The sequence below is a fragment of the Coprobacillus sp. genome (genome assembly GCF_984815275.1).
On sequence record NZ_CFJNYH010000033.1, the window covers coordinates 15,361 to 38,896 of the forward strand.

Below are 23,536 nucleotides of genomic sequence, written 5' to 3' on the forward strand. Positions count from 1 at the left end.
TTTATCTTTCATATGATTTTTCTTTTGTAGCACGATTTTTTACTAATGTTGGTTCCATACGATTAGAGATGTCATTTGCAATACTTTTGATTTTTGTTAATTCCTTTTTGATATCCTGCGGTTCATTGGTTTCACTTTCAGGGCTGACTTCAAAAGTAAAATCATCAGTATTAATACCATACTGCTTACATAACATATAGGATGCTGCATAGGCTGTTAAATGACTTTCGTTACGATCATAATCAGGATTATCTTTTGCCATCATTGCATGTGCAATCTCCATCGTTGTCAGCTGAAAGACTTTGACACCATCGTCAAGACCGTTTCTTAAATAGATCCTATCTGAATTTTTATCATATAAAACAGCATATCCTTGTGGCATTTGTTCTGGAGCAATAGATTTAAAGGCAACAGGAGAACTGTTGGCTATTGCTCTAATCAAACTGTTAATATCATTCAATGGTGTTTCACGATGACGTGAGTTTTTAGACTGTGAGATATCATAGACTTTTTTAGCGTTGATATATGTTCCAACTGATCCATCTTCACGACGATACTCATCACCTGGTTCTAAAATCAATACATTATTGTCTAATTCATTTTTACGGATATAGTTTTTTTGATTTTTCCAGTAATTAAGATCACCTAACTGTGTTGCCTGTGGCATTTGTTTTAATATCAGTAAAGCATTGTTAACAGAGTAATTAGGGAATCTGCTCTGCACATCTAAATAGGACTGAAACACTTTAGGATTATCACTTACATTTAATGCCATTTCATCGGCCATAGTATAACATAGTTCTCTATTTGCCTTACTTTCAGCAACAAAAGCTTCAATAGATTTTTGTCTTGTTTCTTCAGGACTTGAAATACCTGTAAACATATCATTAAAATTACTCATAAGTTGTTACCTCTCTTTTCTTTTCGATTTTTTAGTTTTAGGCTGTTTGTGATTGACAGCTTTAGAAGAATGTGATTTTGACTTTTCTTCTTTGACTGGATGAGTCGCTTTTTTATCCTGTTCTGTCTTTATTTCCTTTAACTGTGATTTAACACTAGGCTTTGGCAGTTTAACAGGTTCCCCCACGACTTTCTTCGATAAAGGCTCGGACTGACGGGATTTTGTCGTCTTCGCCAGATTGGGGTTTGAAGCATTTGTTTCTTTTTGAAGTGGTTTTGCAAATACTTCTTCCATTACTTTTTCATTTTCCGATTTCATTGGTTGGTTACGATCAGGGATTTCTTTATTCTTTTTCGCTTCACGTGTTCTTTCAATATCAGATTTGATTTGAGCTTCAGATTGACAGACATCAGCAAACTTGAATCGCTCAACAATGCGATTGATTCTGCTTGCATCTTCCTGCTTAACGATAATGTCAACCATGCCGTCGTTGCTCATTTTTGAATCTCGAATACCGCTGTACAAAATACCGTATTTTTTTGCTTCGATTTTAAACTGATCATAATCACTGGCTTTAACAGTAAAAATAGTTAAAGGTCGTCCTGTTTTAATTAGATTCTCTAAACGGGTACGACCTTTGCTTTTCTTATTGTCTTTTAAAATTGCATAAAGCATGGTTGCCACTTCCTTAGCAGCTGCTCCTGTAATACGTAATGCAACTTCTGCACCATTCAAGCCCATCTTAATGACTTGATCGGCGGCTTCTCCTCCTGTGTTCAATTTTCGATTCCTCCTTTCTTTCATCTTCTTTAATAACTTTTAACTTTTCTTTTATAACTTCTGAACGTTTTGCAATATGATCACATAAAATCACCTCCTTTCGCAATTTACCAATTTCAGCAGTCAGTTTTGATATCTCACTTTTCAGTAATGATTTTTCATCTTCAGAGTGGACACTTCTAAGTTTGTAACGCATATGTTTACGTTTGCTGATTAGCGAGTTCATTTGTTCCTGCTGTTGATTCTGGTATGAAAAAAGCTGCTTAGAAGTATCAATCTTATTAATACACAACAGCTTAGTTTCTTTATTTATGTTATCTAATTTTGCCAAGTCTTCCTTTAACAAAAAGTGAAGTCTGGCAGGGGATATTGATTTGTTTTTTGGCAGTATTCCTAACTTAAAGCAGTATTGAAAATATAGGGCACGAATCCCTTTATACTTACGATGTTTATTAAGAGGACCATGTAGTTTCATGACAATGACTTTGTCTGGCTCTTTCTTTTCAGGCGGTATATTTCTAGTGTTGTTTAATATCTTTTTACAAATGGCATCATAGCTATATTCATCACCTAGATTTCTTGCTAACTTCATACCACGTTCTTTTCCTTGAGGTCGAACGGTAATATCTTTACCTTGTTTGATTGTATATCCTTTTTGTCTGAGCAGATAAAAGAACTGTTTATCAGTTACTGCTTTTGAAACAGCCTCATCTACATCTGCCTTGATAATACCACGCCATGTTGGTCTGCCGTCTTTTTCGGCTTTCCATTCGCCATAATGTTTTGCTTTGCCACGCTTTGGATTTTCAATAACTGACAATCCAAATTCTTTACAGATTCGATCTGAGGTTTTACGCATCAGCATATATGTTTTTGTACAGTCATTGTAACGATATCCATCTTTAAAAGAGACTGAATTTAAGACAAAATGATTGTGGATATGATTTTCCTTATCCAAATGAGTAGCAACGATTACTTGAAATCGTTCACCCCATAATTCATTAGCAAGCCTTACACCAATCTCATGTGCTATATCAGGAGTTGTTTCATTAGGGGCGAAAGACTGATAACCATGAAAGGCAACAATACCATCTTTTTTGCCATAACGCTTTTTAACTGCCATCATTTCCGTTCTTGCAGTGTTGATAGAACAGTTGATGCCACTAACAAAATGTTCTTTAAGTTCTTCAGATACTGTTGCATCTTCACGCATTGCATATCCAATAACATCACCTAATGCTTCAGTATCCTGATCATTCATATTCTGTTTTTCGTAGTATTTGGGGTTAGTTGTTTTTTCTGGGTTTTCAGCATAGATAACTAATTTACCTAGCCAGCCTTTAACATCCCATATCGCTGTAGTTGCCATTATTTATCCATAGGCTTTGGCAAAATAACTGCTTCAGTTATCTTTGTTACAGCATTTTCAAATTCTTTGACTGCCAGATCATACTGTTCAACGTTAATGACATTTAACTGATGGGCTTTTCTTGCTAACTGGTTTAGATTGTTACCAATAGCGTGTAATTCTTTCATCATTGCATAGTAATCAGCAGGAGGACTATCTTTAGGAACAACACCGTTTATTAAATGACGTATATATGCTTCCTGAGATAAGCCACTTCTTTTCACTAATGTAGCAAGATGATTTTTTTCTTTTTCATTTAATCTTGTGATAATTGATATATTTCGTTTTCTCATTTTTTGCTCCTTTTTATTGTAAAATAAAAACAACAGCTTATTTTCATTCTGTTGCTTATTGTATTAATAAATTATTTTCTAATTTAAATACATATCCATTACTATTTAAAATATTAAATGTATCAATTAATCTAAATTGCTGATTCCTATCAATTAATAATTCTTTCTCATTTCTAAATAATACAAACCAACTTATATCACTAATATATGCAACTGGAGAACCCTTAGGAATCAATATTATAGCATATCCCTTGCTGTTAGATACTTTAAAAAATCTATTCAATAGTATACGATGATATACATGAGTACCTTTAAAATCTGCACATTTAAAAATACTATTTTTATTTAAAGTTTTATAATAGTTATTTTCCTTTTTATCAATACATCTAACTACTATAATATTTTCTTTTAATATTGGACATTTTCTTATTGCCTTTGAAATAATACTAGCTTCAAAACAATCTTTATTATCCCTTAACTTAGCATTTATTTTTTTTGAATTTCTAATATACTTCCTTATTGCTTTTTTCTCCTCTTTATTCAAATTCTTTTTCCAATTCGAAAATTGCTTTTTTAAATTATTAACATGTACTACTTTAAAATGCACACTTTCATCAATTCTACTATCTATTCTATAATGTATATTTCCTCACCTTCTTACTCTATTTAATTTTTAAAGGGTATTAGGGCAATTCCCTAAAAAGGATAATGGGCTATCCATATCCAGTGCTTGCTGGTATAGTGCATTATATAAAATTAGATTGTGCATTTTTATTCTTCGTTATTACTGACCGGCTCAAATATTTACCTAATAAACTATTAGAATTACATATAATATTAAAACAGTACGCTAAATTAATATCAATACATTATGGGATATATGGTACGTTGTCTTCATCAAACAAACCGTTATATATTATTTGATAGTATTGTTTTCCATATAGATCACTGCAATATTGCGTACCCATATACTCATATGCAGTATAAGGATATTCATTATTATTTTTCCATGTATATTTAGTAATACTTACAAACAGGCTCATAACATCACTTTGACTGAATTTATTTGATGGAAATACAAAGTAGTCATATGTTTCATCACCTAATTCACTTTCATACCCGAAATTTTTAGCACTTATAACATGATATTGTTTCATTGGTATCATCTCCTTCAATTTTAATAAATAGTCGATATTTTACCTATCATATCAATTTACTATTCATTAAATTCTAATTTACCAGTTTGATAAACTGGAATTTACAATGTATTACCAAATAAATGGGATCAGTTTATACTTCGTTTGTTTTGTATATTCATAGTACCCATCTAATCCATCTTTAAGCATCCTATCCTCTAATGCTGTTCGTATTACGATGATTACAGCAGTTATTACCATACATATCCAAACACTAACATAAGGAAAAATCAAAGATAACCCAATACTATTTAATATTAGTCCACTATACGCAGGATGCCGGACAATTCTATACGGTCCTGTTGTACAAACCTTTTGATTTCTGTCACTTTGGATTCTCGCTGTAGATTCTAAAAAAGAGTTTTCTATAGTTGCTTTTGTCGAGAACCATGCTGCAAACATGGTTAAAACAATTCCTAAATAATATGCTAAATTTAAGTGCTCACTGCTTTCATACATGCCTGCTAATAAATATACTGCAAAATAATTTAATATCCAAAATACAAATAAAAGTATTTTATCCCATGTTGGAGAATCCGTATTTATTTTTCCTCGTTTTGCTAATAGTTCCTCATTTGTTTTGAACAAAATCAAACAAATTATAATGGTTGTGATGAAAAGATAAATAAAATAGAATATTCCTGCATATGTCAGTGTAAACCCTGCACCAATTAGATATAGTAAAAAACTTATTATTTTTTGAAAACCTACTCTTGCTAGATATGAATAAGACTGCTTTCTCATTGCTGTCACCTCACATAAAAATTCTAATTTATCTATGGCTATATTATCTCATTAAATAATATTGTACACAAGAAATTTAGAAGTTTAAGCATATTTTAAAATATTTTGTAACAAATAAAAATTATCTTGTATATTCTTTATTATCCATTTTTGATCTAGATTTTACTTTAGCAATACCCAGTCTCATACATAGATTATCATTAGTATCTTTATAGTATTTTGGTGGATCATCATAACAAGTGTATTCTGGCAATTTCAATTTCATAATTTCAATAATCAATGCTGTTGCTTGTCGGCCAACTTTATCAAGATCTAAATGAAAAATTATATTTTTAATTTTAGGGTGATCTATAAGGAATTGTTGTAATGCCAGTGGAATCTTGATTTCCTTGGTATCATTTCTAGGTGCATAAATACCTGTTAGCGAAAGAATATGCTCGTGATTAAATTCTTTGTTATCCTGCTCAAATAAAGTAGCTTGAGATAATACATCTATCGGTGCTTCATTGATATGAACTGTGTCACAGTCAGGATTGCTTGATTCAATGCAAAACGAATAACGTTTATCACTGCCGGTTGCATCACCTATGAAATCTTGATTAATCCCACGTAATGCTATATGTCGAGGTTTATTAGTCTTTTTGTCCCAGCCTATAAAAGCAACATTTTGATATACCTTATTTGTTGAAGGACTGAAATATTCATTTTCATATAATAGATAATGGTCAATACAATGTTTAATAATATTAAATGATATTCCTCGACTTAATAAATAATCAATAGCATTTTGATCAGTTTTTGCTCTTTGAGGAATTTGTAATTTTTTATCTCTTTCTTTTTCTGAGTAGGGGACATATTCAGGTGCTTTTACATTTATATTTTCAGCAATAATATTTGCTGCCTCTAGAAATGTATAATTGTCTACTTTAATTAAAAAATCCAATGCTGATTTACCGCCAATACCCATTGACTGCCAATTCCATAATCCATTTGAAATATGCAAACTGTCGTGATCACGTATACAATAGGTATTATGCGAAATCTTTTTTAATCTATCTGGCTGATAATTTAACAGATATGTTAATAGATCAACCTGTTTTACTTTCTTTAATATCTCTGGTTTTATATATGCCATTTTTACATAACTCCTTGTAATTATTTTTTAATGCAAAAAGGAGAATCATTTTATTGACTCTCCTTAAAGATATTTGCTCTTGCAAGCATGAGTATCATATCTTTAACTCCTCTAAAATAAGCTTCTTTCATCAGAACTTTATTTATAGAGTTATTGATTTCATGATATTCTTTTATGTTTTTTAAATCTTCATCTTCGATGTTAACTGCTTGTGATAATTCAATTTTATTGATTACTGGAAAATCTGTTAATAGCAGTTTTTTGATATACATCAGTTCCCGGTAATCACTTTGTAGCTCTGCATCCTGAATGATTTCATAGCACAATTCATCAAAATTCTCATTCAATATTGTAAGAATACTCTTATAATTTCTATCCTCTAACATTCTCCCACCTCCACCTAATACAGTACTGAAAAGGTAGGGAGATTTCAAATGTGCGATTTGTTACAGCAGATTAGTAATCATTAACCATTGCAGACATTCTGCTGATCCAATCTTATACATTTCATAAATCTCATAATTACTGATCTTATGCTGATTGTATATATAGGTTGCTAAAGCCTGTATTTCTTCTTTAGTATATATATCATTTGTTGCTTCAGCAGATTCAATAATCTCAACTAAGTTAGGGTACTGCAGTTTTATTTTTTCACATTCTTTAGTTAACCTTATATACTCCTTGCAGTTAGTTAGGCTGACTAACATCTTCTTGTCTAGCCTTTCAAAGAAATCACAAAAAGATGAAGTATTTTCTTCTAAAAACGGATCAATATATTTTATCATAAAATACCTATCATACTTAGTAACGTTATACAATCAGCAAACCCTGTTTTATAAAATTCCATATGCTCATAATCATCTATTTGTCGTTGATATTCAAGATATTTTTTTAATGCCTGCATCTGTTCCTTAGAATATGATTCCTGTGATAATTCCCTTATTTCAAAGAAGTCAAAAATAAAATAATTTTGGCGAGCAAATTGACTTGCTTTTTCATTTAACTTACGATATTTTTCACACTTTTGTTCTAATTCAGAACAACTCTTTTCATCTAAACGGTCTAAAAAAGGACTCATAAGCGTTGTATATTCTTCACTTAATAAATCAATGAACTTCATTTCTATCCACCTCCTGATTACATTATAGGAAAAGGATAGCAAAACAACAAATGTGCGATTAAAACATTTAACGCTCATAATCTTTGGATTTTGCTGATATTTCTTTTTCTGTAGAGGAATCTATTTCGTCTGCATCTATAATATTTGGTTCTTTTTCTTCTATTTTTAATTCCATTGTCAGTTTTGCAAACTCCTTTGTTTTTCTTTGCAGTTCATCTTCACGCTCAAATGGCTTTTCAGCTTCTATTTTTGCTGAGGCTAATTGATTTTTTACATCAACAAGAGCATTTTCATTTTCGAGTAACTGTTTTTCTAGTCCATCAAGAACATTATTAATTCTAATGATATTACCATATTTATCAGTACCTAAGTCAATCTGATAGCGACCATGACCTTTTAACTGAAGTTTATATTCTGCATGAAATGAATCAAAGAATACATATAATTCAAAAGAGCGATATTCACCAATAAGAATAGGGTCAGGAGAAGTAACTGTTTGACATTGTTCAATCAGTTTACTACCAGCTTCTGCCTTATCCCGAATAAAAACATTATTTAACGTCATACCAACAAAATCATCATTAGCATGTAGTGGATTTTGATTGCGTAATTCAATATCCAGTTTAAGGTGTTCAATAGTTTCTTCCAGTTGACTGATTTGCTGAGGATATTTTTTAATGATAGCATCCTGATATTCATATTTTTGATTGAGGAAACTGGCTTTTAATACATTCAGTTTATTGATTTCCTGTTCAAGATTACATCGTTCCATAATCTTAGGATCACCAGAGGCAATTGCTTTAATTTCTGCATAATTTAATACAGCTTCATCAATTTCCTCCATCACACGCTGAGGTGTTTTAGAAGTGAATACCTGTGATATAAAAGTCTGCTTTTTCTCAATTGTCTGATAGAGATAGGAATCGAAGGTTCCCTCAGTTACATATGTGTAAATAGAGGCTTCACTATTAAGATTTCCTTGTCTTGCAATTCTACCATGACGCTGTTCTAAATCTCGAGGTCTCCATGGACAGTCCAAATCATGCAATGCAACTAGACGATCCTGAATATTTGTTCCAGCACCCATTTTAGAAGTTGAACCATTAATCACACGTACCTTACCTTGTCTAACCTTACTAAATAAATCCTGCTTTTGTTTTTCGGTTTTAGCAATATGAATATGTTCAACTTCTTCTTCGGGAATTCCTTTTGCAATCAGCTTCATTTTAATATCATCATAGACATTAAACTCATTTTTTCCGTTAGGCGTAGACAAATCACAGAACATGATCTGGGTTAGATTTTCATCTTTATATTCTTTCCAAATGCGATAAATGTTATCAACACAGGCATTGACTTTACTATTAGGATTATCGGGCAATAAAGGATTAATAATTCTTTGGTCTAATGCCAATTTACGACCATCATTCGTTATTTTTAACATATTATCAATATGTGGATCTACCTTACGATTTCTAATATCTTCTGCACGATCACCGAGTGCCTTAATCATGTCTTTTTGCTCGTTGGTGGCAGGAACTGAAATGACTTCCTTGTGCATATTAGGGGTAGGTAGCTGTAACATATCTGCTGTCTGGATATCTGCAACTTCTTTAAACAGCGTCATCAATTCCGGTAAATTATAAAATCTTGAAAATCTTGTCTTTAATCTGAATCCGTTGCCCTCTGGAGTCAATTCCATAGCCGTTGTTGTTTCTCCAAAAGTAGAAGCCCATGCATCAAAGGACTCTAATCCATGTTCCTGTAACATATTGTATTGCAGATATCTTTGCATTGTATAAAGTTCTGCCATACTGTTAGCTACTGGTGTACCAGTTGCAAATACAACACCACGATAATTGGTTAATTCATCAAGGTAACGTGTTTTCATAAAAAGATCAGATGCTCTTTGTGAGTTGGTTTGAGATATTCCTGATACATTACGCATTTTCGAAAATAAAAATAAGTTCTTAAATAGGTCAGCTTCATCAACAAACATCATATCAATGCCTAACTGCTCAAAACATAAGATGTCATCTTTTTTGGAATTATCATTGAGTTTCTGCATTTTTTCTTTGAGACGCTTTTTCATTCCTTCAAGCTGTTTAACAGTATATCGTTCACCATTGTTATTTTTAACTGCTTCAATACTGTTTGTGATTTCTTCAATTTGATCTTCCATCATCTTGATTTGTCGTTCTACTGAAATAGGCATTTTAATAAACTGAGAATGAGTAACAATAACGCCATCCCATTCACCAGTTGATATTCGTGAAAAGAACTGATGACGATTATTTTTTGATAATGTATCTGTTGTTGCAACTAAAATATTGGCACTAGGGTACAGTCGATAAAAATCACTAGCAAAATCATTAATGATATTATTAGGGACAACATAAATAGGTTTACTGCAAAGTCCTAGACGCTTTGCTTCCATTCCGGCACCAATCATTTCAAAAGTCTTGCCAGCCCCAACTGAATGAGCGAGTAGTGTATTACCGCCGTAAAGGATTCTGGCAATTGCATCGATCTGATGTTTCCTTAATTGAATATCAGTATTCATACCTGTAAATGATAAATGACTGCCATCATACGTTCGATTACGAATGGAATTGAATTTTTCATTGTAAATCTTGGTTAATCGTTCACGACGGTCAGGATCAGACCATACCCACTCAATAAATCTGGATTTGATAATATCCTGTTTATCTTGAGCAATTGCTGTTTCTTTTTTATTCAAAACACGAATTTCTTTACCTTCATCATCTAATTTAGTATCAAAGATTTTGACATCTCTTAAATTCAAGGTGTTTTCGATAATTTTATAAGCATTGATACGATGTGTTCCAAAAGTTTTGGTTGCTCTAACACCACTGTCCAAACTTTTACGAGTTACATTCCATTCTTCAGTAGCTGCTAAATAGATAACATGAATATCTTTCTGTTTCCATGATGGGGTTTCCAGAAGATGAAAGATAAACTGCCTATAAACATCTGTAGGTATCCATGTTGTTCCTAATCGTAAACTGATATCACTGGCTTTAATTGGTTCAGGTTGTACTTTTTCTAAGGCTTCAACATTTGATTGATAAAGCTCTGGATTTTGCTTAGCTACTTGTTTTGCGATAGCTAGTTTTGTTCTTACATTACCTGATAGATATTCATCAGCAGTTTCATAAACTGGGATACCATTTTCATTTAGTTTCTCTGGATTAGGGAAGATAACCCCCTCTAATTTTTCAATCAGTTCATCTTTACTGAAACTTGATATCTTGCTCATGAAATCAAAGTCAACGTGGGCTTTTTCAGCGATACATACCATCAAGGCTTCACTTGCAGTATCTACGGATTGGATAACTTTTTTTGCCTTGATTGTCTGCTTATAAAAGATATCAGCCTTCTTTTTAAATGTTCTATCATCATTTAATATTTCCAATGAACAAAGAAGGCTGTAAGAACTATCATCCTGAAATGCCAGTTTATTTCCACGACTGTTAATGATTCCATAATTTTTACTGAAATCGTCATAGAGTGAATTAAGTTTTTGCTGTTCTTCATTAACTAGATGAATAGGTGCTTCGTTAGTTTGTAGATCAATTAATTCTCTCATGCAGTCACGTATACCTATCATTCCTCTTACTCTGTTTTCAGCGGTTAAGGACATATCTGAAGGATACATTCTACTGTTTTCACGATAATAAATAGTACCGTCTACAATACAGTAACTAAAGTTGCGAACAGTTGGATCAGCTGGAATTGACTGATCTTCTTCATCAGTGAACAGTATTGGTTCAGTATTTATTTTGGCTTCTATAGAATCCATTGCAATTGCAAGTGATTGTGACAGATCAACGCCTTCAATTGCTTTACAGCTTGTTGTTTTACCGTATTGTGATGTTTCTTCAACCATTGTTCCTAGAACCATTTCAGGATGTGATACAAAATAAGAATTCATTGTTAAACCATCTTCATTTGTATCTAAATAAATCCATTCAGGTTCATAAACAAGTGGTCTTTCTCTTTTTTGAAGAATTAAGATATCGCTGGTAATTCTTGTTCCTGCATTATTCATGAAGGTATTATCAGGTAAACGAACAGCACCAAGCAGTTCAGCTCTTTGGGCAATATATTTTCTAACATCACTGTTTTGCTTATCCATTGTAAACTTAGAAGTCAATAGGATAACAATACCGCCTGTTTTAACCTTGTCCAATGCTTTAGCAAAGAAGTAATCATGTATCATAAACTTGTTTTTATTGTAACGGGGATCATGAATAGGAATCTGACCAAAAGGGACATTACCTACCACTGCATCAAATAGATTATCAGGAACATCTGTATTTTCAAAAGGTTGTATTGCTATCGTTGCGTTCTGATAAAGATGTTGTGCAATCTTACCTGATATTTCATCAAGTTCAACACCATAAAAATGACAGTCCATATCATTAGGCTTCATTCCAAAGAAATGACCAATACCACATGATGGTTCAAGGATATTTCCTGTTTTCAATCCCATATCAGATAATTTATGATAAATCGATTGAATCACAATTGGTGGTGTATAAAAAGCAGTTAGAGTTGATTCTCTAGCTGCCCTGTACTGTTTGTCATTGAGGAGGTCCTTCAATTCCAAGTATTCATTTTTCCAGTTTGGCTTTGTTTGATCAAAAGCATCAGCTAATGAACCCCAGCCAACAAAACGAGATAATATTTCCTGTTCTTCAGGAGTTGCAAGCCGATGTTCTATTTCCAATTCTTTTAACAATTGGATTGCCTTTACATTAGCTTTGTATTTTTCCTTAGGACCGCCTGCACCTAAATCCATATTAGTAATAACAAAGTCATGACGTTCATCATTTGATATTTCTGGATAAAGTTTATGTGATGCAATGTCGGAAGTTGGCTGATGGACCTTATTAGGAATATTTGTAACCTCAGCGATTCCAACATCTTCAACTAATTCTTTTTGAGATGGTAAATCTTTACTGTTATTATTATGTTTGGCAACAAGAATAGAAATTCTATTTTGGGGATCACTGTCATACTGTTCTCGAAAATATTTTAAATCATCATCACTGCCATCAAAGTTTGAAATTAATCCATCTGTTCCATACTCTATTTCAGTAGGATAATTATTTAAAAAGATTCTCATTTGTTCAAGATGATATTCTTTATCAATAATGCTGTTAAGCCATTTATTGGCATACTCATTTAGTTCTTTTTCAGTATCAGTGTCAACGACTTCATTACCATTCGTCGATACTGACTGATAATAGGCAGGATTATCTTTTTCAAATGTTCTTGCACTGAATAACTGCTGATCTGTATCAAGTACAAATTCCATATTGGTATCAGTCAATAGACTGTCATCAGTTTCTAAATAATGAGTCATTGAAATACGATCATCAATGATTTCGATATCCAAAGGTAAATCATGTTTACCTGCAGTAAAACGCATAAATTCACTTTCGCCAGTAATAATCAGCGGTGCGATCTGCTTTAGAAGATTGTAGTTCTTTTGAGCAATTTCACTTTCTTTAACAAGTTGGATATTTTCTTTTCCAGTCTCCAGTATAGGAATCAATGAAGATATCTTACCTATTGGATCATCATGATAATTTTCTAAATATGAAGAAAGGGCAGTATCACTACCATCAAATGAAGTTATGTTGCCGTCATAACCGTAGGTAATAACTGTTTCTTTACCGTCACCATTAAACAGAATAGAAGTAAGAATATATTTATCATTGGCAATGTTTTTAATAAACTTATTAGCAGATTCATTCATCTGCTGTTCTTCATTGTAATCATCAACTTCTTCTTCGTTAAATAACGTTACCTTAGTTGTTTCTCCATCAGTTGTGATTTCACGAATGTTTAAAGTTTCAAGAGAATTATCTAATTTAAAAAGATATTGTTCATCATTATTATGAGTAATTATAATCATATCTTCATTAAGTGTGATTGAAATTGTACTCAGCTCTTTGGGTGAACGAAATATCATTTCAGTTGCCTGATTATTAATAATAAGCGGTGCAATTCTTTTTAAAAGGACATAGTTTTGGTAACCCAGTGTATTTCTTTCCTTATCATCTGCAACAATTAGATCTTGTTCCTGATTATCATTAACTCTCATCAATGGTCTGTTTTGGTCATAAAGGTATTCATTTCGATAGTCATGTCTAAGATCACTTTCAAAATCTTCTTTACTGATTTCCAAATCATTATCATCATACAGATTAATAACTATCTCATCTTCGTCAATCAGTTCTATTGTTCCATAAACAGGTATATGATTATGAATAATAAAAACAAAATCGCCAGTATTGTAGCGTGGCTCTTCCTGAGAAATATAAGGACGATAGGAATAACGGATTTCGTTGTCACTGCTGAGATTTGATCCTTTTTCTAAGGCAAAGTAGATACTTAACTCTTCTCTAAGCATTTTTGCAGCTGCAACAGTTTCTGTATCATCTTCTTCTATAATGACAGCATTCATGAATTTGATAAAACCTTGTAATCCTTCAATATCATTAAGTGTATCCTTTTGATTTTGTACTGCATCTTGGAAATCTTCATACTGATCAGCAAAGTCATAAGGATCATATATTTGTGCAAACTCTGCTAGTGATCTTGCTAACGAATCAAATAAATTATTAGCAGGCTCGTAAGGTGTATCAATGATAGGTGTTTTTTTCTCGTTAAAGAGGGTATAAGTCCCCTGATAAAAATCCTGTACACGATTGAAGTATTTCATCATATTTTCATAATTTTTATCAAATTCAGCAGTGTTTAATAAAGCAATCTGCATCATATCAAGGATATTAGCAGTATTGGATGGATCTTTTAATAGAGTTTTGATTTCATTGTTTTTATCCTTATCTTCCAATTGTGTGTTATATGGTCTTGGATTGTTTAGCGGTAATCGACAAAAGAATGAGTAAATATTTCTAGCAAGCACCTCTATTTCATAATCATTCATACCTGCTTTTTGTTCATCATTTAAATATTTATCTCTCTCAATGAGATAGGATAATCTTTGTTCAACATCCTTCCACTTTAACAGCACCTTAGCATATGGTTTGTTGTAGCTGCCTGTTTTAATTTTTAATCCTTTGGAATCCGAATCATAATCACTTGAACCGCTGATTCCCCACATATCTTTAAGAAATTTAATTCTTTCTTTTTTGTCTTTATTGTTTAGAAAAAAAGAAAGTGTATCGTATTTTTGATGTACACGATGTTGACTGGCAATGACTGAATCGATTGTATCCTGAGTTATAAAATAAGTGTAATGCGGTTCTTTATAATCAGTTGCTTTGAACTTGATATGAGGCATTGTAAGTTGCTTAATAACTGGAAGGATTCTATCAGGTGCATACATTCTCCAGTGATGACGCATGAAATCTGGATTGTTTTGATAGTCATCATTGAATGCCGTTAAAGCATTTATAGCCCTGTCTAAAAATTCTTTGTCCTTTAATAATTTTGCCATCTGGGCTGTTCCATCAGGGAAACCCTTGTGATAGTATTGCCGAAGTTCCATCATATGATCTGTTTCATCGAAGTCCATATCCTGACACATATACCACAAATGTTCTGAGGCTTGCTGATATTCATAATCTGTGCATTGATCAAGTTCATTTTGTGAAATGTATCGTCCTTGATCTAAAAGGCTACGAATACTTTTTGCCACGTCCTGCCAAGTCAATGTCTGTTTATCATAAGCATTAACAATTCCATCACCCCAGGTGATTTGCATACCGTCACTGTTCCACTTATAGCTGAGACTGCGATTATTGATAATAAAACCATTACTGCCTTCATAATATAACTTTTTAAGAAACTCAGCATTTTGTTCAACAGGTTGATCTAATGAGAAATGGATGGCTATTTTCATCTTAGAATCTTTTTCTTCAGTTCCTTCACTCAAAACTGCATCAATAATGTATTGAGGCATTGTGAAAGGCTGTTTTTCCTTGTTGTTTTGAGATGGTTCAACAGGTTCCATGTCAAATAAATTTAACTGCTGTTTTTGAGCTGTTGGAAGTGGCTTTAAAGGAATTGAAAGATAAACATTTCTATCAATCATGTCCTCAATAAAGGAAGTTACATCCTGCCATGATACATAATCTTCATAATCAGGATTAGCGTAACCTCCTTTCCAGACTCTTAACATATCTTTGCCCTGATCATGATAATAGCCTAAACGCTGATTGTGATAGATTTCTTCAACAATCATGACTTTAAAACTTTCTTTAACATAGTTAGTACGTTTATCCTTATCATTATAAAATTCAAATACTGCTTGAATATCTTTATTTTTATGACTGCGAAAGCGATCATATTTGATCAAATGTTCGTATTCAATAAGTGTAAAAAAAGCAGGTATTTTATAATTACCCGCTTCTTCATTATCCTCATTTTTATCTAACTGTAAATCAGTTCCTTTATGATGATCTCGTGAATCGTTTCCTCGATGTTGTTCATCCTCTGAATCCACTCCATCTGATTTGATTCTTTCAATTCTTCCGTTACTTCCATCTGCTCCATCAACTGTTTCATCAGCAGTTCTTTCCTCTGATTTGCCATCTCCTCGATCTCCAACAGGTGCTGATTGAGAGTCTGTGATGTCAACAGATTGGTGAACAGTATCGGACGGTGCTGCTGAAGATAATTCCTCCTCATCAGCCCATATTTGCCTAACTGAACTTCGTTCTCGTTTTTCAATGTTAAATTGGGGATCTGATACTCGCCCATTGGAATATAATCTAGTTTCATTATCTTCATGACTCCTTTCATCATTGATATCTTTTTCAGTTTTATTGTAGCTGTTCTTTTTATTATCTACAATTGTGCGATTTTCATCTCTGATAAGACTAAGAACAGTTTTTCTTATTTCACCGATAACCATTTGTGATATATCTTTAGCTGGTATCCCTAAAGCATTCAATGTTTCTCGTGTATTGAATTGAGCAATTTGACGTAAAATATCATTACTAATATAATCATCGGCATTAATATCACAGCGTGATAAAGTCATGTAGGCAACACTGGCTGTTAGTAGACTTTTATAAATGATTTCAGTATTTTGTTCATCTAAATCTTCTAAAAAAGAATCAGTTTTACAGTATAGAAGTTCTTTTAAATAATCGCTGATATTATCCTCAACAACATTACCTGAAGCAGATAATACTGCCTGTGCTAAATCATTTTCATTATCAAGAGGACCAAAGTTATCCTTAAGTGTATTGATCACTTCTTCCTCATATTCTTCTTTTAATTCCCAGATTGGTACAGGACGATAAAATCTTGTCTGTCGTGTATCAGATATATCAAAATAATATTTTAATCTGGCATAGTTGTTATAACTGGAATCAAATACTGCAATCCCTTTTGATTTAGGTTTGATCCACAATCCATAACGCTTGTTCCAGTCCTCAATTTCCAGTACTGCTGTTGCATCTGGTCGCTGAGCATAGATCATTACCATATCAGCAAAGGGTAATCGATAATTACGACAGGCTGATTTTAAGAAATCTGTCCAGCTTGTCTCGTCATGTGATATTTCCTTTAATGTCTGCTGATATAATTTGGTTGCATCTTCATAGCGTATCGCCATTCATTACACCTCCTTTAATTTTAATAGATTACTGTATTCAGATAGTGATAATTTTGGTTTATACAGCCTTTTGAAATCAGTATCCTTTATTTCTAAATATAAGTTTTCAATCAAGTTGATTTTTTTACATGTAATAAGAGTAGCAACTCGATTAGTGGCACAGTTATTAGTAATCATTTCAAAACTGCCATAGTGATCTACATAATGAATACTGTAAACATAAAAAGGTTTTTTGATTTGTTTGATATGGATAGGTAATTCAGTAATCAAGCATAAATGATTTTTATATAGAATAGGTTCAAATAAAATATCATAGATGTTATGGGCATGATGATATCTATCTTTCATGTTCCTTATTTCCTTTAAATCTCATTTTGTTTACAGCTAAATGTCTATCCAGCATTTGGTGAGATCGACTTGTAAAGTCTTTATAGGCAGATAGATAATCACTAAAATAATGTCCCATATCATAGCCGTGTTTTCTTGACTTAATCGTTTGCCAAGTTGCATAAGGCTGAGGGGCTTTTTTATTGTATGCTAAAACAATTGCCTGATCACCGCATTCACTTTCGCAGATGATTCGGTAATTGTTATTGAGTTCCTGATAAAGGGGATAGATATCTTTAACATCATGACCTATTGTAGATCTGATTGTCTGGGCAGAGATGCCACTGTTTTTACAAAAAAGAATATATTTGTTTAAACCGTCTTTGCATTCAATACCATCAACTCCTTTTTCGTTAATAATGCACCACATACCATAATGTATACGCATATCCATAAAATCAATTTCATAGCCTTTTTCTAGTCTTTCAAAAAAATCATCATCTATATTCCAATTCCATTCGCTAAGTTCCTGTATCAAATCATTTTCATCTAAATTGCTGGCAACATTTTCATCAGTTTTATAATATATGACTTCATCTGGACAGTCCTTATTCATTGCTTCAATAATGACCTTATATTGATTATCTTCTTTTTTTAGTAAGATAGTTGTAGGCTCATAATTTCTATAGTCTTTGCTTATATAAAGAGCATGAAGCATTTTGCCATATAAATCTAAATCCTGCTTTTTCATAGTTCCTCCTTTAAAACAATAAGAGAAGCAGATTGTTAATCCGCTTCTCTTATGAAAAATTTAATTTTTACCTTTTAAAATTTTATCAACTTCTTTATCTCCGTCAAAGGCAAAATAGTAATGCTCATTAAACTGTTTCATTTTATCATACCAGCATTTTTTGATACGATTTTGAAAATCTTCAAATGCTTCCAAATAGGAATGATAAATCTTTTCATTTGTGTAAGTTGAATAATTTTTATCTGAATCATAAACCGCAAAGATTTCTTTCAGTTCATCATGTCCAAATAGAAATGCTTGATCTTCCATAGCAAAGCGTTCAACAATCACATGTCCATTCACTATTTCAAAAAACTCCTGATCAGCAATATCATCAAATTCTTCACCACAGAATGATTCCAGTAAATCAGCAGTGATATCGTGCTGTTTGCAGTAACGCAAATACTCGTTTAAACGATTTTCATAACCATCCAATTCATCATATACATCAAAATAATTAGCCCAAATCGTACAGTGAAACGGTAATGATACATAAATAATTTCATAATTAAGATCAAGTAACGATGCTAGCCATAAACAAGGATTAGATTCATTAATTTTTTGAGCATCAATTTCTGTACCAATATATAATGAGCTTTCTTCATTGTTATCCAAGATGTTTGAAATATAGGAAGCAATCGTAAAGTGGCTATCACTTTTTTTATACAGCACAATTTCTGCTGTGTGATTTTTCAATTCACTATTTATCATAAAGCCTTTCAATATTTCTAATATTTCTTTTGTTTTCTTTTTCATCTTTTTCTTTCCTTTCATTTTAATACCTTTTATATGTTTAAACGGTCCTCCCTTCGTAATCAGGTATGTAAAAAGGACGATTACTCGTCCTTATCTGATTTATGATATTTGATTCTTCGTTGTTGATGTTTTTTGCTTGCCTTTATTGCCAGATAGATTTTTATTCCTAGCAGTAATGAAAACAGTAATATTAATAATAAAAGAACAGCTAAACTACTCATCTGAATCATCACTATTTTTCTTTTTTAAATGAATATATAATGCAGCTACTCCTAAAGAAAGAACAGCTAATATTGCATATAGTTCAACATGACTGGAATCGCCTGTTTGAACTACAACAGGTGCTAACTCATCTTTCATAACAACTTTTTGCACTTCACCGCTATCTAATACTGTAAATTCGACATCACTTGCAACAAGATATCCTTGAGGTGCTGATTCTTCGTGAAGGATATAAGTTTTTCCAACTACAAGTCCTGTAATACGGTGAGGCTCTTTAACAGATATCCAGCTGTCAATAACTTCTCCTGTTTCCTTATCAGTTACTGTTAATTTAGCTCCTTCAATTTCTTCACCAGTTGTAGCATCCACCTTAGAAATATCTATCTTTGTGATTTCATCCTCCATTGTTACTTTTGTAACGGTATCATCAGTTACAGTAAATGTTATATCACTGGCAGTGGCATAACCTAATGGGGCTAAATCTTCATGAAGTCTGTATTCTTCATTAATTTTTAGCCCTCTTATAATATGAGGTTCATCAGTTGATATCCATTTTTCAATTAAGTTATTGTCTTTATCATATAGCGATAAATGTGCACCTGCTAATTCTTTTGAGCTGGTTGCATCTACTTTGCTGATTTCTACTGTACTTTTTGTGTTGGTAACATTTAATGTTTTTGTATAGATTATTTTATCACTATGGTCATATGATAAATCAATTTCATACTCGGTTTTATCAGTATAATATCCCTCTAATGGAGCAATTTCTTTTAACTGATATTTACCTAATGGAAGATTACTGATATTGATTTCTCCCAATTCATTGGTCATGTAATATCCGTTTTCAGAAATATCTATTGAAACAGTTTGTCCTGCTTCATAAATAAGAGTATTATGTCCATCTAAAGAATAAATATCTTCTTTGGTAGTCAACTGATAGATAACACCGCTTAATAATTCTTCGCTGTCTTTATCGGTTTTGATTAGATGAATTTCTCCAGTTGGAGCAATGTTTGTAACATCTACATTAATTACATATTCTTTTGTAGTTAAATCAGTTTGCTCAAATACGATATCATGAATTTCTTCGCTTAGTACATATCCTTCATTTGTTAGAGTTTCCTTAAGTTGATATTCACCCATAAAGAGTCCATCAATAACAATCTGACCATTTTTGTCAGTTTTTCCTTTTGCGACAACTGCACCCTTAGCAAATCTAACACTACCATCAATCATGTCTTGAATTGTGTTCTTGACAGTTAGTTCATACTCAACATTTGCTAAGACTTTTCCTGTTTCCTCATCAGTTTTTTGTAGAATTATTTTACCTTTGGGCTGTGAATTTTCTACTTTCACAACAAGAATTGGATCTTCATCTTCATCCTTATCATAATCATACTGATTTGTAATCGTAAAGATGACAGGTTCTTCTAATGCTAAAAAACCATCAGGAGTTTTCACTTCATCAATACTGTAATCACCTGCTTCCAATTGCAATGGCAATGTGACTTCACCCTTGTCGCCAAACAATACTGTTAGTTGATTCTTAGAATTTGTTGTAAATGTATCATACTTCTTTCCTCCAACTTTTTGCACTACATAGTTTCCTTTGGAATCTTTGATTTTAAATTCAGCACTGTTTAAAGTTACAGTTTTACCACTGTCTTTATCGACTTTAATTAATTTTAAATATGAAGTGAAAGGTCTGTTATTAATATTTATTCTTTTAACTTGTTCAACATCCGTATATTCAGAGTAATCATCTGTTACAGATACAGTAAAATCAGGAGCAGTAATATAGTCCTTTGGAGTAACGGTTTCTTTAACAAGATACTGGCCATATGGTAAATATGGTGTATTAGCAATACCATTTTTATCCGTTGTGATTTGTGCATAAGTTGTTGCATTGTCCCAACCAACATGATCTACTTCATTTTTCAATTTAAATGTGAACTCACACCCTTGAAGTCCTTTGACTAATCCACTAATTCCATCTTTTTCCCCAGATTTAAAGACTTGGATTTTTTGCATATTGACACGATTACTTGTATCTTTTTTCTCAATCACTTTAGATACAGTTTGATTTTGATACTTTAATTCAACATCAATGACATCTTTGTTCAATACTAAAGAGTCATTAGAAGCTGTTTCTTTGATATAGTATTTTCCTAATGGTAAATCATTCCATGTTATTTTTCCGGCAGTATCTGTTTTCTTTGTAGAGATGCATTCATCTTTTTTATAGAACGTTTTTGTACCGGCTTTATTTGTGATAGTTTCTTTGGCATATAAGCCATAAGTGTTATCTTTAATTACTGCATCACCTGATAAGCCATTTGTTTTATCGGTATCAATAGATTTAGTTAATTCAATCTTTCCAGTCGGTTCAATATTACTTGGGTCAATAAATGTGGTTTCGTTGGCTTTGATTGTAAATCCAAACTCCTGAACATTGATTAGATAACCGTCACCAGCCTGTGTTTCTACTGCTTTATAGTCACCTAATGGTAATCTTTCAATTTTTAAAATACCATTTTTATCAGTTGGCAATGTTTTATCATAACCATTAGGACCAGTAATGTGGTAATAAGTGTTAGGAACAGTAGCTGATTTATCTTCGTTATATTTTGTTAGTTCCAAAGTACCAAACTTATTAACTTTCACTTTTAGTTTCACTTGCAAAGGGTCTTTAACTTTAAACATTCCAACTGACTGTGTCTTGCCATTATAAAAAGCAAGACTTGTTCCAATTGCAGAAGGATCAATGTTTCGTTGTAATGTAATTGTTGTGTTTTCATCAGCGTTTGCATTTCCGCTAATAATTAATTGATTACTGCCACTGATACTTACATTCAAACCACCATCATTTTTGACGAACATTCCATTTAAGGAATTATTGGTATCAGTTAGCGTAACGCTTTTATCAGCATCTACTTCAACAGTAGTATTTGAAAACGATGGTGTTTTTTTATACTGCTCAACATCTGATAAAATTTCATTCCACAGTCTTACAGTTGTAGGATAGTCGGGGTTAGTGTTTGTTTCTACATAACACATATCAGTATGCCCCTGACTTTCATGCAAAACTTTCCAAATCAGCCCCTGTGTAATCGCATACCAGTCATCTCCTTTGCGTCCATCAATTTGTGTTCCAAAGTAAGCAATCAATGATAGTTCTTTTGCCATGTCTTGAGAAATACCTACAGTACTCCAATCAACAAGATTCATTGTTTGATTGGATTTGAATTGAGTAAAGGCATCAATACAGAATACTCTTTCACCATTAATGAGCAATTCAGCCTCATGATCATCACGACGCCCACTGCTTGGATCAGCTAGCCACCATGTCGGATGTTTTTTAGTTCCGGTTATATATGTTTCTGCATAAACAGAACTTGGTGATATTAATGTTATCATCAACAATAATGACATAACTGATACAAATATCTGTTTTATTTTTATTTTCATTTTAATTTGAATCCTCCTTATTTTTATACAAAAAAGATGAAACTTTTAAGGTTTCATCATAAGTTAATATATATTTAATTCTTTTACCAATAACTGTAACTATAGTCTATACTCCACTTATCACCTGTAGAATAAACAAAGTACCCACTGATATATTTTGTTCCATCATCAAATGTATCCCACATTTTTTGAGCTTCTTCATCAGCTTCTTTTTCAGTATTAAATAGTTTTCCACAATTACCAACTTTATATGAATATGAAGGTTTTTCTGGTTCTGGTTGTTGTTCAGGCTGTTTGTCTGGAACGACATTCTCAACAGGTGGTGTAGGTGTAGTTTCACTTGGCTGAGAATTTGTAGATCCTGATGCAGAGCTAGTAGTAGAGTTTGACTGAGTTGATGATTGGTTCGTTGTTTGATTGTTCTTTGTAGAAGTATCATCTGTTTTTGATGTTTTTTCTGTAGACTTTTTAGCTTTATCATTACTTGTATTTGAAGTAGTGTTTTCACTATCTTCGTTTACTTTTGATTCAGTTTTTTTATCTTCAACAGTATCATCACTTTGTTTTTCTTCCTGCATTACCTTATCATCATCTTTTTGTTCCTGTTTAGGTTCGGTTGTTTTTGCCTCAGTCTTTTTATCAGCATTACCACAACCTGCAATCATTAGTGAAAGTAATAACAGCATTATCAGTTTCTTGCTTTTCATATCTATCAACTCTCTGGTATATTGAAGTTACTCATACAAAGAGTAATAAATCTAATATACCAATTCT

At 32.4% G+C, this 23,536-nt stretch carries 17 protein-coding genes; all 17 read right to left on the reverse strand.

Features of this window, described 5'->3' with window-relative positions; all coding sequences use genetic code 11:
- Position 1: 1 nt before the first annotated feature.
- On the reverse strand, positions 2–901 hold the full coding sequence (locus AC5M21_RS11910) for a hypothetical protein (protein WP_008787739.1): 900 nt from the start codon (positions 899–901) through the stop codon (positions 2–4).
- Positions 902–907: 6 nt separating this feature from the next.
- Positions 908–1,681 (reverse strand): PcfB family protein, encoded by a 774-nt coding sequence (locus AC5M21_RS11915; protein WP_008787740.1) that lies wholly within the window; start codon positions 1,679–1,681, stop codon positions 908–910.
- Positions 1,644–3,050, reverse strand: coding sequence for a relaxase/mobilization nuclease domain-containing protein (locus tag AC5M21_RS11920; protein ID WP_008787741.1), 1,407 nt, complete (start codon positions 3,048–3,050; stop codon positions 1,644–1,646). The genes AC5M21_RS11915 and AC5M21_RS11920 overlap by 38 nt, the downstream gene beginning before the upstream one ends.
- A complete protein-coding gene (locus tag AC5M21_RS11925) occupies positions 3,050–3,382 on the reverse strand; it encodes a plasmid mobilization protein (RefSeq protein ID WP_008787742.1) in 333 nt (110 codons plus the stop codon). The genes AC5M21_RS11920 and AC5M21_RS11925 overlap by 1 nt, the downstream gene beginning before the upstream one ends.
- Before the next feature lie 55 nt (positions 3,383–3,437).
- A complete protein-coding gene (locus AC5M21_RS11930) occupies positions 3,438–3,989 on the reverse strand; it encodes an ADP-ribosyltransferase (RefSeq protein WP_008787743.1) in 552 nt (183 codons plus the stop codon).
- A 262-nt stretch (positions 3,990–4,251) separates the two neighbouring features.
- On the reverse strand, positions 4,252–4,539 hold the full coding sequence (locus tag AC5M21_RS11935; RefSeq protein WP_008787744.1) for a hypothetical protein: 288 nt from the start codon (positions 4,537–4,539) through the stop codon (positions 4,252–4,254).
- Positions 4,540–4,650: 111 nt separating this feature from the next.
- Positions 4,651–5,322 (reverse strand): methyltransferase family protein, encoded by a 672-nt coding sequence (locus tag AC5M21_RS11940; protein WP_008787745.1) that lies wholly within the window; start codon positions 5,320–5,322, stop codon positions 4,651–4,653.
- 121 nt (positions 5,323–5,443) lie between these two features.
- Complete coding sequence (locus tag AC5M21_RS11945; RefSeq protein WP_008787746.1) at positions 5,444–6,457, reverse strand: DUF3991 domain-containing protein; 1,014 nt, start codon at positions 6,455–6,457, stop codon at positions 5,444–5,446.
- Positions 6,458–6,507: 50 nt separating this feature from the next.
- Positions 6,508–6,843 (reverse strand): DUF6664 family protein, encoded by a 336-nt coding sequence (locus AC5M21_RS11950; RefSeq protein ID WP_008787747.1) that lies wholly within the window; start codon positions 6,841–6,843, stop codon positions 6,508–6,510.
- A gap of 60 nt (positions 6,844–6,903) precedes the next feature.
- Positions 6,904–7,242 carry a DUF6664 family protein gene (locus tag AC5M21_RS11955; RefSeq protein ID WP_008787748.1) on the reverse strand — a complete coding sequence of 113 codons (339 nt, stop codon included), beginning with the start codon at positions 7,240–7,242 and terminating at the stop codon, positions 6,904–6,906.
- Positions 7,239–7,577 carry a DUF6664 family protein gene (locus AC5M21_RS11960; RefSeq protein ID WP_008787749.1) on the reverse strand — a complete coding sequence of 113 codons (339 nt, stop codon included), beginning with the start codon at positions 7,575–7,577 and terminating at the stop codon, positions 7,239–7,241. Before AC5M21_RS11960 ends, AC5M21_RS11955 begins: the two co-directional genes overlap by 4 nt.
- A 67-nt stretch (positions 7,578–7,644) precedes the next feature.
- The gene (locus AC5M21_RS11965) at positions 7,645–17,199 is read right to left on the reverse strand and encodes a helicase-like domain-containing protein (RefSeq protein ID WP_008787750.1); all 9,555 of its coding nucleotides are present in this window, start codon (positions 17,197–17,199) and stop codon (positions 7,645–7,647) included.
- 3 nt (positions 17,200–17,202) lie between these two features.
- Positions 17,203–17,547: an LPD28 domain-containing protein gene (locus AC5M21_RS11970; RefSeq protein ID WP_008787751.1), complete on the reverse strand. Its 345-nt coding sequence runs from the start codon at positions 17,545–17,547 to the stop codon at positions 17,203–17,205.
- The gene (locus AC5M21_RS11975) at positions 17,537–18,277 is read right to left on the reverse strand and encodes a hypothetical protein (protein WP_008787752.1); all 741 of its coding nucleotides are present in this window, start codon (positions 18,275–18,277) and stop codon (positions 17,537–17,539) included. The genes AC5M21_RS11970 and AC5M21_RS11975 overlap by 11 nt, the downstream gene beginning before the upstream one ends.
- A gap of 60 nt (positions 18,278–18,337) precedes the next feature.
- Entirely contained in the window at positions 18,338–19,072 is a 735-nt protein-coding gene (locus tag AC5M21_RS11980; RefSeq protein ID WP_233523945.1) for a hypothetical protein, read from the reverse strand.
- Positions 19,073–19,285: 213 nt separating this feature from the next.
- A complete protein-coding gene (locus AC5M21_RS11985; RefSeq protein WP_008787754.1) occupies positions 19,286–22,762 on the reverse strand; it encodes a SpaA isopeptide-forming pilin-related protein in 3,477 nt (1,158 codons plus the stop codon).
- Positions 22,763–22,845: 83 nt separating this feature from the next.
- The gene (locus AC5M21_RS11990; protein ID WP_008787755.1) at positions 22,846–23,469 is read right to left on the reverse strand and encodes a hypothetical protein; all 624 of its coding nucleotides are present in this window, start codon (positions 23,467–23,469) and stop codon (positions 22,846–22,848) included.
- Positions 23,470–23,536 lie beyond the last annotated feature (67 nt).